Annotated in this window: 11 protein-coding genes and 1 pseudogene; 9 read left to right on the top strand and 3 right to left on the bottom strand. The window is 43.3% G+C overall.

Annotated elements, in window-relative coordinates:
• Positions 1-143 precede the first annotated feature (143 nt).
• Positions 144-905: a pseudouridine synthase gene (locus tag ACRQ5D_RS07715; protein ID WP_431199352.1), complete on the bottom strand. Its 762-nt coding sequence runs from the start codon at positions 903-905 to the stop codon at positions 144-146.
• The gene (locus ACRQ5D_RS07710) at positions 854-1,564 is read right to left on the bottom strand and encodes a hypothetical protein (RefSeq protein WP_431199351.1); all 711 of its coding nucleotides are present in this window, start codon (positions 1,562-1,564) and stop codon (positions 854-856) included. The genes ACRQ5D_RS07715 and ACRQ5D_RS07710 overlap by 52 nt, the downstream gene beginning before the upstream one ends.
• Before the next feature lie 285 nt (positions 1,565-1,849).
• Here ACRQ5D_RS07710 and ACRQ5D_RS07705 point away from each other — a divergent pair, with 285 nt between their 5' ends.
• The 7 genes and pseudogenes from ACRQ5D_RS07705 (at position 1,850) to ACRQ5D_RS07675 (ending at position 9,608) form a co-directional block, all read left to right on the top strand.
• Positions 1,850-2,581, top strand: a complete 732-nt coding sequence (locus ACRQ5D_RS07705) for a lytic transglycosylase domain-containing protein (RefSeq protein ID WP_432328622.1) — start codon at positions 1,850-1,852, stop codon at positions 2,579-2,581.
• 215 nt (positions 2,582-2,796) lie between these two features.
• Positions 2,797-5,642: pseudogene (gene uvrA / locus ACRQ5D_RS07700) on the top strand (excinuclease ABC subunit UvrA).
• Positions 5,643-5,751: 109 nt separating this feature from the next.
• Positions 5,752-6,006, top strand: a complete 255-nt coding sequence (locus ACRQ5D_RS07695) for a type II toxin-antitoxin system Phd/YefM family antitoxin (RefSeq protein WP_090532548.1) — start codon at positions 5,752-5,754, stop codon at positions 6,004-6,006.
• Positions 6,003-6,257 carry a Txe/YoeB family addiction module toxin gene (locus tag ACRQ5D_RS07690; RefSeq protein WP_090532546.1) on the top strand — a complete coding sequence of 85 codons (255 nt, stop codon included), beginning with the start codon at positions 6,003-6,005 and terminating at the stop codon, positions 6,255-6,257. The genes ACRQ5D_RS07695 and ACRQ5D_RS07690 overlap by 4 nt, the downstream gene beginning before the upstream one ends.
• A gap of 45 nt (positions 6,258-6,302) precedes the next feature.
• Positions 6,303-8,090 carry a DUF885 domain-containing protein gene (locus ACRQ5D_RS07685; protein WP_091169222.1) on the top strand — a complete coding sequence of 596 codons (1,788 nt, stop codon included), beginning with the start codon at positions 6,303-6,305 and terminating at the stop codon, positions 8,088-8,090.
• 478 nt (positions 8,091-8,568) lie between these two features.
• The gene (locus ACRQ5D_RS07680) at positions 8,569-9,102 is read left to right on the top strand and encodes an IS110 family transposase (protein WP_432328621.1); all 534 of its coding nucleotides are present in this window, start codon (positions 8,569-8,571) and stop codon (positions 9,100-9,102) included.
• Positions 9,099-9,608 carry a transposase gene (locus ACRQ5D_RS07675; protein WP_432328620.1) on the top strand — a complete coding sequence of 170 codons (510 nt, stop codon included), beginning with the start codon at positions 9,099-9,101 and terminating at the stop codon, positions 9,606-9,608. Before ACRQ5D_RS07680 ends, ACRQ5D_RS07675 begins: the two co-directional genes overlap by 4 nt.
• A gap of 209 nt (positions 9,609-9,817) precedes the next feature.
• On the opposite strand, the gene ACRQ5D_RS07670 is transcribed toward ACRQ5D_RS07675, so the two are convergent.
• A complete protein-coding gene (locus ACRQ5D_RS07670) occupies positions 9,818-10,702 on the bottom strand; it encodes a UbiA family prenyltransferase (protein ID WP_090532542.1) in 885 nt (294 codons plus the stop codon).
• Between the two features lie 130 nt (positions 10,703-10,832).
• Here ACRQ5D_RS07670 and ACRQ5D_RS07665 point away from each other — a divergent pair, with 130 nt between their 5' ends.
• Together ACRQ5D_RS07665 and ACRQ5D_RS07660 are read left to right on the top strand one after the other, a co-directional pair.
• Complete coding sequence (locus ACRQ5D_RS07665; RefSeq protein WP_090532541.1) at positions 10,833-11,360, top strand: YceI family protein; 528 nt, start codon at positions 10,833-10,835, stop codon at positions 11,358-11,360.
• Between the two features lie 18 nt (positions 11,361-11,378).
• A complete protein-coding gene (locus ACRQ5D_RS07660) occupies positions 11,379-12,488 on the top strand; it encodes a type III polyketide synthase (protein ID WP_090532538.1) in 1,110 nt (369 codons plus the stop codon).

Here is a 12,488-nt window from a genome sequence, read left to right as displayed (position 1 = left end):
CTATTTAATTAATTCACAAATAGCAAAAATACTGACAATCATATAGCTTTAAGCTTTATGTATTCAGCTTAGCCTTACAATTATTGCTGTGCAAGATAACAAAATAGACAAAAAAATGCCCCGCTGTTTAACGGGGCGTTTTATTATTTCATCAGGTGTTTTAACTGGATCACCTCTTTTTCATCAAGGTAACGCCAGCGGCCACGCGGAAGATCCTTTTTGGTAAGGTTTGCATAAACCACCCTGTCCAGTTTTACCACTTCGTAGCCCAGGTGCTCAAACATACGGCGCACAATACGGTTTTTGCCGCTGTGGATCTGGATCCCAACTTCACGTTTTGATCCACCGGCTACATATGATACCGCGTCGGGCTTAATTACGCCATCTTCCAGCTCAAGGCCGAAAGTTAATTTATTCAGGTCGCCCTGGGTTAAGCTTTTGCTCAGTTCAACCTGGTATAATTTAGTAATGCTGTTACGCGGGTGCGATAGCTTATCGGCCAAATCACCATCGTTGGTCATTAATAATAAACCGGTGGTGTTACGGTCAAGACGGCCAACGGGGTAAATACGCTCGCGGCTTGCCTTTTCAACCAGGTGCATTACGGTACGGCGCTCCTGCGGATCATCTGTAGTTGTGATATAATCCTTTGGCTTATTTAACAATACATAAACCATTTTCTCGCGTTTCAGCGTTTCGCCGTTATATTTAATAGTATCCTTAAACGGATCAACTTTGGTACCTAATTCTGTTACCACTTCGCCGTTTACAGAAACTACGCCCGCGGTAATCAGTTCATCGGCCTTACGGCGTGAACAAATACCCGCGTTTGATATGTAACGGTTCAGGCGGATCAGCCCATCGTCTTCTGATTTTTTAGCTGGAGAATTTTTACGCCCGCGCATGGTTTTAGGGGCATCCTGTTGGTTTTCCCTGTCATGCGGTCTATGTGCCGGTCTTTCGCCAAATGGTGATTTCTCTTTAAAACCGCCTTCGCGTTTTTTGAAGCCGCCCTCGGTTCCTCTTGGTGCAAATTTACGTTCGCCCCCTGCATCACCGCCAAAGCTTCTTTTAGGCTTGCCCTCAAAGCTGGCTGATGAACGGGTACGTGGAGATGAGTAAGGTTTCTTTTCGCCTTGTGATTCGCCGCCAAAGCTTCTTTTCGGCCTGTCGTTATCGCCGGTTGTTGGCCTGCCGCTGTAAGGTTTACGCGGGCCGCCACTAAATGACTTCCTTTCGCCTGCGCTGTCGCCGCCAAAATTTCTTTTTGGCCTGTCGTCGCTGTCGGAAGCAGGCCTGCCAGAGTAAGGCCTTGGCTTAGCGCCTGATCTTTTAGCGCCAGATGATTCCCCGCCCCTAAAATTGCTTTTGGGCTTATCGTCACTGAACCTGTTGCTTTGGAATGTTTTTTCCGGTCTGGAAAGTATTTTTTCTCTCCGTTTGGAGTAGCTTTACCTTTTGGGGTTGATGCTGATTTTTTTGGTCGGTCGTCGGATCTTGAACTCCTTGATGACGACTTTCCGGGTTTGTCGTCGCGACTACCTGCTGGTCTCTTAAATACCATAATTTTTTGTTTAGCGCTTTCGCAGCGTGAGGGTCAAAGTTACGCTTTTTTGCCAATTTTTATCTAAAAAGATCAAAAAAATATCCTCTTGCAAAATCGCCGTTTAAACGGTTTTAAACACCGTTTTTGAACCAAAAACCAACTCTAAAAAAGTTAGCAAAACGGTAAGTATTTGATTATGTGATCTGTATAACCTACCTTTGCAGCACATTCTACCAAATGTATAGTTAAATGATAGGAAAAGAAATGATTAAAAAACACTTACTTACGTGCTCCGTAACACTGGTGCTGGTTCTCATTTCAGAGCTTAATATTTTCGGTACAACGATCATCGAAAAGGCTGCAAAAGTGGCAACTTTAAGCACCCGAACCTCAGATTTTATTTTTCTCAAAAGCTCAAAGGCAGTTGCTTACAACTTTGCCAATGAGGCTTTACCAGTTAATGACGCAAGGGTTACGCGTAAACTCAACAAATCGCTCAGGCAGCATGACTTTAAAAGTGTGCAGAGCAATGTATTGCACAGGAAAGCCGAGCTATGGTTTCCGATCATCGAGCCCATTTTAAAGTTTTACGGTATCCCGGAAGATTTTAAGTACATCCCTTTGGTTGAGTCGGGCCTAAAATCGGGCACATCACCAAAAGGAGCGTCGGGTTTTTGGCAATTTATGCCGGGTACTGCACGTACCTACGGACTTAGAGTAGGCCATGGTGTTGATGAGCGGAAAAACCTTCGCAAATCAACTATTGCAGCCTGCAAGTATATCAAAGAACTATACGATGAATTTAACAGCTGGACACTGGCGGCTGCCGCTTACAACAATGGCTCGATCAAATTAGCGCGCGCCATTAACAGGCAAAATGAAGATAACTACTTCCGCATGAAGCTGAACCGCGAAACCGGTTCATATGTTTACAAGCTAATTGCCATGAAAGCTATTATCGAGCAGCCAAAAGAGCACGGGTATGATAATTATTTTTATATCCCGCCTGCATCACAGTTGTTAGCGATTAATTAATGACAGGTAATCATACTGTAAATTAATTAAAAGATTACATTACGGAGCACTTTGAGGCCGGTCATCCACAGTGGATGATCGGCCTTTTTTGCTTATATTTGTAGCAAACTGTTGATGGTTTAAGCCAAAAATTTTAGGAAAGCAGCGTTTTGTAAAAAACTGGTAACTATAATAATTAGCTTCAAACAATGTCAATAAATCCATATTAATAAAGTATGAGTACAAAACCTCTTGTTGACCTGGGCGAGCAAAGTGAAGTTGAAGTTTATGGTGCCCGGGTGCATAACCTGAAAAATATAGATGTTTCTTTTCCTCGCAACCAATTGGTGGTAATTACCGGCTTGAGCGGCAGCGGCAAGTCATCATTAGCATTTGATACTATTTACGCCGAAGGCCAGCGCCGTTATATGGAAACATTTTCGGCCTACTCACGCCAGTTTATGGGTGGGATGGAGCGGCCGGATGTTGATAAGGTGTCGGGCCTGAGCCCTGTTATTGCTATAGAGCAAAAAACCACCAGCAAAAACCCGCGTTCCACCGTAGGTACTATTACCGAAATCTATGATTTTATGCGTTTGCTCTTCGCCCGTGCGGGTGATGCTTACTCGTATTCCACCGGCGAAAAGATGGAACGCATGAGCGAAGACCAGATCCTGAAAACCATCAGCGAAAAATTTGACGGGCAGCCGGTTAATATCCTGGCCCCGGTGGTAAAGGCACGTAAAGGCCACTACCGCGAATTGTTTGAATCCATCCGCAAGCAAGGATTTTTAAAAGTTTGGGTAGATGGCGCCATTGCCGATGTTGAACCCAAAATGCAGGTTGATCGTTATAAGATCCATGATATTGATATTGTGGTTGACCGCCTCGTGGTAAGCGAGAAGGACAGCAAACGTTTATATACTTCTGTACAACAGGCTTTAAAAATTGCCAAGGGCATTATCCGTATTGCAGATAAGGACAATAATGTATCCTATTATAGTAAGTACCTCATGGACCCGGTTTCGGGCATCTCGTATGATGAACCTCAGCCTAATACATTCTCGTTTAACTCACCTTATGGTGCCTGCGAAAAATGTAACGGCTTGGGCTATATTTTTGAGGTGGATGAAGCTTCGGTAATTCCCAACCCGAAACTGAGCATCATGAACGGCGGTTTAGCCCCTATTGGTGAATACCGCGAAACATGGATCTTCCAGGTGTTGAAATCGCTGGCTAAAAAGTATGAGTTCTCGCTCTCAACCCCTATCGAAAAACTGAACCGCGATCAGTTGGATATGATCCTGAACGGCGCACCCGAAACATTGAGCGTTGCTGTTGAATATAACAAATGGAACGTTCAAAGCTACCAGATCACTTTTGAAGGTATTATCCGCATGCTGGAGGAACAGCAGGAACGCCGCAACGATGAAGGAATGGACGATATGGAGAACTATCGTGTACTCCGTACCTGCCCGGTTTGCGAAGGTGCAAGGCTCAAAAAGAGTCGCTGCATTTTAAGGTAGATGGTAAAAATATTTTCGAGCTGGCCTGTATGGATATCAATCACCTGCAGGAATGGTTTGATGGCCTGGAAGACCGCCTTAACGAGCGCCAGAATGTGATTGCTAAAGAGATCCTGAAAGAGATCCGCGCACGTATAGTGTTTTTACTGGATGTGGGTTTGAGTTATTTAACGCTTGATCGTACTGCTAAAACCCTATCGGGCGGTGAAGCACAACGGATCAGGCTGGCTACACAAATTGGTTCACAGTTGATGAATGTGATGTACATTTTGGATGAGCCAAGTATCGGTTTGCACCAACGCGATAACGAACGTTTGATCAACGCCCTTAAAAATCTGCGTGATTTAGGAAACACAGTACTGGTTGTTGAGCACGATAAAGACATGATCCTGGAAGCCGACCACGTAATTGACATGGGCCCGGCAGCCGGTGTACATGGTGGCCAGGTTGTTGCCGAAGGTACTCCGGCGCAGCTAATGGAAAAGCATACGCTTACCACTTCATATATCAATGGCGAGCGGGAGATTGCGGTGCCCAAAAAACGTCGCGAAGGTAATGGAAAAACCCTGAGCCTGAAAAAAGCTACCGGTCACAATCTTAAAAAAGTATCGGTCGATTTCCCTTTGGGTAAACTAATCGGCATAACCGGTGTATCGGGCAGCGGTAAATCAAGCCTGATTACTGAAACTTTATATCCTATTTTAAATCATCATTTTTTTAGGGCGAAGAAACAACCGCTGCCTTATGAAAAAATTGAGGGGTTAGAGCATATTGATAAAGTAATTGAGATAGATCAAACACCAATCGGCCGTACACCGCGCTCAAACCCTGCCACTTATACCGGGGTGTTTTCGGACATCCGCAATCTGTTCGTGGCACTACCGGAATCAAGGATCAGGGGATATAAACCAGGTCGTTTCTCGTTTAACGTAAAGGGCGGCCGTTGCGAAACCTGCCAGGGTGCAGGCATGAAGGTAATTGAAATGAACTTTTTGCCCGATGTGCAGGTACCTTGCGAAGAGTGCGGCGGCAGGCGTTACAACCGCGAAACGCTGGAAGTGCGTTACCGGGGCAAGTCCATCAGCGATGTGCTGGATATGAGCATTGAGGACGCTACGCCATTCTTTGAACACATTCCATCTATCTATCGTAAAGTAAAAACGCTGAACGATGTAGGTTTGGGGTATATCACCTTAGGCCAGGCCTCAACCACGCTATCCGGCGGCGAAGCACAGCGTGTTAAACTGGCTACCGAGCTATCTAAAAAAGACACAGGAAACACCTTTTATATATTGGATGAACCTACTACAGGTTTACACTTTGAAGATATCAACGTATTGTTAGGTGTACTTAACCAATTGGTTGATAAAGGCAATACTGTTTTGGTAATTGAACATAATCTTGATGTTATTAAAGTGGCCGACCACGTAATTGACCTTGGCCCGGAGGGCGGTTCGGGCGGCGGTAATATCCTGTTCTCGGGCACGCCTGAAGGTTTGTGCAAAGTAAAGAACAGTTTTACAGGTAAGTTTTTGAAAAAAGAAATGGGGTTATAAGCATTAATCAAAACTTCATAAGTTTATCTCTTAACGTAAAACCAAAACAACATGTACAGAAACTTGTACATGTTGTTTTGGTTTTATACCTTTATAAAAACTAATTTGAATGGAGATCACAACTTACACTGCCTTCAGGCAGCAACTAAAATCTTTTTTAGATAAGGTGCGGAATGATCATAAGCCTTTGGTAGTGACAAGTGCCAATGCCGAAGATATTGTTGTGATATCGAAAGCTGATTACGAAAGCATGGAGGAAACTTTCTATCTTTTAAAAAGCCCTAAAAATGCAGAAAGATTACTTCATGGTATCCAGGAATATGAAAAAGGTTTAGGCAAGGAAAGAAAGCTACTTGAAGAGTGAAGATAATTTTCCAAAACCCTGCATGGGAAGATTACCTTTATTGGCAAACGACAGATAAATCTATTTTAAAGAAGATCAACTCTCTTATCAAAGAAATAGAACGAACTCCATATGAAGGAAGTGGAAAGCCCGAACCTTTAAAACATAATTTAGCTGGCTGGTGGTCGCGCCGGATAAATCTCGAACACAGGCTAATTTACAGAGTAGAAGCAGACGCGATATTTATTCTGCAATGCAGATATCATTATTGATTATATTTTCCCTTTCCGTAGCTTTATCGTTTAAACAACACCCTCATGAAAAAAATACTACTCATGCTATTCATAGCAGGTTCGTTTGCAGCCTGTAATCAACCTAAATCAACAGACACCGCCAGCGGCATTCCAGCCAATAAGGATCTCGCCAAAGTTTTTGAAGATTATTTTCAGGACGGCTTAAAACTTTACCCGCTTAATGCAACCTACATTGGCGACAGGCGCTATAATGACTTGCTACCTAACGATGGCTCTGCTGAGTTTTTGAAAAAGGCGCATGATTATAACTCGGTTTACTTGTCGAAAGTGAAAAACTTTGACCGCGCAGAACTGAACGAAGACGATAGGCTATCATACGATATATTTACCTACGAGGAGCAACTGGCCCTTGATAATTTCAAGTATCATTTTGAGTACATGCCTTTTAACCAGTTTTATGCCCTGCCAATTACCATGGGGCAGCTGGGCTCGGGCTCTGGCGCGCAGCCCTTTAAAACGGTTGTTGATTATAACGACTGGCTGAAACGTTTATCTGCTTTCCAGATCTGGGCGGATACCGCCATCTCCAATTTTAACAAAGGCATCAAAACAGGCGTAGTACTGCCAAAATCGTTAGTTGTTAAAATGATTCCCGAAATGCAAGACCTGGTATCAAAAGATGTAGAAAAAAGCCTGTTCTACGGACCTGTTAAGAATATGCCGAAGGATTTTTCGGACGCTGATAAAAAACAGCTGACGGAGGCTTATAAAAAAGCGATAACTACCATAGTTAACCCAACCTACCAAAAACTGGCCGATTACCTGAAAAATCAATACCTGCCCCACGCACGTGCAACCTCGGGTTTTTCATCCCTGCCGGATGGTACTGCTAAATACACCTATTTAGTTAAACAACAAACTACTACCGATAAAACTCCGGAAGAAATTTACCAATTGGGTTTGAAAGAAGTTGCCCGGATCCGTGGCTTAATGGATAGCATCAAAACCAGTGTTGGCTTTAAGGGCGATTTGAAGGCGTTTTTTGAATACATGAAAACCGACCCTAAGTTTACTCCTTACAAAACCCCGAAGGATGTACTTGATGCTTTTGAAAACATTCACAAACGCATGGAGCCAAACCTGAAAAAAATGTTTAACCATGTGCCTAAAACCCCTTTCGAGATCAGGCAAACCGAAGCCTTCCGCGCGGCATCGGCCAGTGCCGAATATAACCAGGGTTCGGCAGATGGTACCCGTCCCGGTATTTTTTACGTGCCGATATTAGATGCCACTAAGTTTAACACCACATCGGGCATGGAATCGTTGTTTTTGCATGAAGCAATTCCTGGTCACCATTATCAGATTTCGTTAACCCAGGAAAACGCTTCATTGCCAAAATTCCGTCGCTTTGATGGCGGGGAAACAGCCTATGTAGAAGGCTGGGCGCTGTATTGCGAATCATTAGGTAAAGAGCTTGGCTTATACACCGATCCGTACCAGTATATGGGCGCGTTAGGCGATGAGATTCACCGTGCCATCCGTTTGGTGGTTGACGTAGCCATCCACACCAAAGGAATGACCCGTGAGCAGGCTATTAAATATATGATGGATAACGAAGCTATCAGTGAGCAAGGTGCAACTGCCGAAATTGAACGTTATATGGCTATCCCCGGCCAGGCATTGAGCTACAAAATAGGCGCACTCAAAATCCGCGAACTGCGTACCAAATATGAAAAACAGTTAGGCAGCAAGTTCAATATCGCCGAATTTCATGACCAGGTGTTAAAAGATGGCGCTATGCCAATGGCGGTTTTTGAGGCTAAAATGGATGCCTGGGCTGCGAAGAAGTAAAAAGAAAATTGCTATAATACAATGCGTCATTGCACGAAGGAATCCCCGACCTACAGAGCGAATCTGCATAGTTTGGGATTGCTTCGTGCCTTATAATGACGTGATTGTAAGTTGTTGATTATTAAGTATATTTTTCTTGATGGATTTTATAACATGGGCGTTGCCTGCGGCCCGGGCTTTCCGTTGCAAGTCCTCGCCTTTCCCGCCCGCAACCCCATTGCGCGCTCCGGGCTTTACACTGCAATCCCTCCTATGTTTACATCTAATATTATTGTAATGATTTTATGAGTGAAAAGAGTGAGAGCACAGCAATCCCAAACAGCCTTGAGCATGTTGAGCGTTAGATATAGCCTCACTCCTTTACTTTTTTGAGTTTGAACAGAATGTAAGGAATACGACCAGGCAGTATATCCAGGATAACCAACAGGAGGAAAAACGAAGAAAGGTTTTCACTTATAACAGTTAAAAACTTTGATCAATGGCAAGCAGATTATTAAAACAAGTAGTAGGTATTGATGTGGCTCAAAAAGAGCTGGTGGTTTCTATCGGCAAGATGGATGAGCAGGCAGTTATAACAGTTTATGCGAACAAGATTTTTCCAAACAATGAAAAAGGATTTGCAAACCTGGAAGTATGGATAAACAAGCAAAGCATCCCCCAATATCCATTAAGATATGTAATGGAGGCCACAGGTGTATACCACGAGCGCCTTGCTTATTATCTGGCCGGCAAAGGGTATGCTGTAAGTATTGTCATGCCCAACAAGATCTCAAACTTCTTCAAGACACTGGAGATCAAAACAATTACCGATAAATCAATGTCTTTTGCCATAGCCATGTTCGGACTTGAAAAGAAACTGGATAACTGGGTACAACCCAAAAGGGTGTTCAGGACCCTGCGGCAGATAACCCGTGAAAGAGAACAACTTATTGCAGAAAGAACCATGATCAAGAACCAGCTACATGCTGAACAGTCCGAAGCTTTTCCGGGGAAGATACTATCCGCAGAATGATGGACAGGATAAAGATGATTGGTGAACAACTTAAAGAAATACTTACTGAGATTAGAACAGCTGTAGCACAGGACAAACATTTAAAACAAACACTGGCTACCATTACCACTATTCCTGGAGTCGGCTTATTAACGGCCACTGTGATCATAGCCGAAACAAACGGCTTTGAGCTGATCAGGAGTAAAAAGCAGCTGACCAGTTACGCCGGGCTGGATGTCAGGGAAAAAGAATCCGGCTCATCCGTTAAGGGCAAACCCAAGATATCTAAAAGGGGGAACAAGCATTTACGAAAAGCCATGCACTTACCTGCATTAGCGGCCATAAGACATTCAGAAAGATATAAAGCTATATTTGTCCGGATCGTATCCCGAAATAGCGTGAAAATGAAAGCTACTGTAGCAGTACAAAGAAAATTATTGGAGATGGTATACACTATATACAAAACCAACAAACCATTCGAAAAAGACTACCTTCAACAGAATGCACACATATCCGAAAATAGTTAGAGCAGTCGCTTCAATTGAAGGACTGCCCTAAACAGGCTAACATAAAGCTGCCTAAGACTCAAAAATAAAAAATAACTTTTGCATATCAACACAGAATCTAACGCGGCCCACGCGCAACACCGTTAAAATATATTTTACATGTCATTGCTTTTTTTAGGGTTTCCCTGATGGGTACTCGCAATGACGCGTTTAGTTTTTAGATCTATCTATCAACTAAACACCGCCAGCACTCCGAAATAAACCAGCATACAACCCGAGCTGATGAAATTCATACGCATGGCGTTTTTAAAATTAGCGTTGGCTGTCGATCGCCCTACTTTATAAAACCAATAATTAAAAAAGAAAAATATTGGCGCGGCGCATACTATAAAGAAATAAAAGTTAAGCATCATCCCAGCCAGGTGCCAATACCAGTAAGAAAGGGCTATCCCCGCGGCAAACAATACGCCCGAAAAAATAAAGGAGCCTTTGTAGCCTAAAACGATACTAAGCGTTTTATCGCCCCGCCTGCTGTCTTCTTCATGCTGATAAACCTGGGTTAAGGGGTATGATGCCCCAATGAGGCAGGAGCTGATAGCCCCCGGAATAATCAGGCCTAAATCCCAATGACCAAACAGGCTCGTACCGGTCAAAGCGGTATAGGTGGTGTAATAAATAAAACATCCCTGGAAAATAAACACCGTTAAAAAACTGATAATCGGATATTTTTTTAACCGGGTAGCAGGATGGCTGTATAATTTTGACATAATGCCATAAATGAGCACCGCAAAGGCAAACTCCCAGCTAATGATAAAGCCAAGCAAAAACGCAATAACCTCCAGCAGAATGGAAAAATAATACAGGCTGAGATCCACTTCGGGCGGTTTGGCTAACAGGGCAATGCTATCTTCATCCTTATCAAAATAACTGTTATAGCCATTGCTGGCCGGGAAAGCAAGGAAATGCCATATAAAAAATACAAGTACGGCTGTTGAAGCTTTCACCACATCGGCCTGGCTAAAGGCAAACAGGTACACCGGCAGCAAAAAAACAGAAAACACAAACCTTAAATGCGCAAATGCCGACCGGGTAGGGATAAATTGTTTAAACTTCATGGCGTGTTTTTACATTATAATTACTGCCGGAGGCAACATCAGGTTGCCTGATTATGGTTATAAACATACAACCTTAAGTACAAAATTCCTTCAGTATAAATTATTATGTTTGAAACAGCGTTAATGTAACATGAATAAGAAAATTTATATAGTTGTACTTTTAATTTTCGCGACGACAGCGGGCTTCGCGCAAACGGTATCTAAATCAGATATCAGCTTTAAGATTAAAAACCTTGGCTTTAATGTCGGGGGTACCTTCGGCGGTTTGCAGGCCGATATTAAGTTTAAGCCTAATGACCTGGAGGGCAGCTCTATTGAAGCGTCAGTGTTATCCAGCACTGTTAATACCGATAACGAAAGCCGCGATAGGCATCTTAAAAGCGAAGATTATTTTGACGTAATTAAATATCCAAAGATCACGCTAAAGTCAGTTTCCTTTAAACGTAAAAGCGGGAGCAACTATACCGGTAATTTTAACGTAACTATAAGAGATAAAACAAAGTTGATTGAAGTACCTTTTACGTATACGGAATCAGGTAATACAGCACAACTGAAAGGAAACTTTATGATTTTGAGGACAGATTTTGGCATAGGCGGCAAAAACCTGATCCTTTCAAATGAGGCCAATGTTTCGGTTGAGGCGGAGATCAGCAAATAAAACGCTTAATCATTTTTAATGGAGAGTTGCATTAGTGCTATCGGGATAGCAAATCCCGCCAATCGGATTGCCCAGCAGGATATTTACCATTTCATGGCTAACGCCTTTGGGCTGGATGCAACCAATGCAGCAAGATTAAAGGGGATTTATGACCATTCCGGAATTGATTACCGCTATTCGGTAATTCCTGATTTTGGCTATCGGGATGCGGCAGATTTCACCTTTTTTGAACAGTCGGCAGGGCTCGAACCATTCCCTGACACACAGAAAAGGTTAAAGCTTTACGAAAAGGAAGCTATCGCCATAGCTGTAAATGCCGCAAAAAGCTGTCTTCAAAAATTTGGAGATGACATTACCGGCAGCATTACACACCTGGTAACCATTAGCTGTACGGGTATGCACGCACCTGGGATTGATATCGAACTTGTGGACCGGCTGCAGCTAAACTGCGATACCGAACGTACCTGCATCAACTTTATGGGCTGCTACGGTGCCATAAACGGGCTCAAAGTAGCCGACTATATCTGCCGCGCCGATGCCGGTGCCAAAGTGCTTGTTGTTAGTGTAGAGCTTTGTACGCTTCATTTTCAAAAAGTGAATACGCTGGATAACTGGGTTGCTAATTCGCTATTTTCAGATGGGGCTGCTGCCGTTTTGGTCGAAAATACGGCCAATCGTTTAGGCAGCGGCAATTACTTTTTACTCAAAAACTTCTATTCAGAATTTGTTACTGAAGCACGTAATGAGATGGGTTGGTATGTGGGCAACACAGGTTTTGAAATGAAACTCACCTCCAAGGTATCCAAGCAAATTAAGAAACATATCAAATCACTTACCCAGCGCTTTTTGCAAAAGGCCAAAACTAAGATGGATGATATTACTGCTTATGCTGTTCACCCCGGCGGGCGCACCATTTTAGAAGCAGTGGAAGACGCCCTGGAATTACCTGAAGAAAGCAACGCCTTTGCTTACCAGGTTTTGCAGGAGTACGGTAATATGTCGTCGGCCACAATTTTGTTTGTACTGGATAAAATGCTGAAGGCAGGTAACCTGGTCGATCAAAAGATCCTGAGTTTTGCCTTCGGTCCGGGTTTAACCGTTGAAGGGATGATACTTGAAATGCATTAA

Origin of the sequence: Mucilaginibacter sp. P25, from assembly GCF_050859465.1 — a bacterium.
In the GTDB taxonomy this organism is placed as follows: Bacteria; Bacteroidota; Bacteroidia; order Sphingobacteriales; family Sphingobacteriaceae; genus Mucilaginibacter; species Mucilaginibacter gossypii.
Note: the sequence above shows the minus strand (reverse complement) of the source record. Positions and strands in the feature narration are given on the sequence as shown.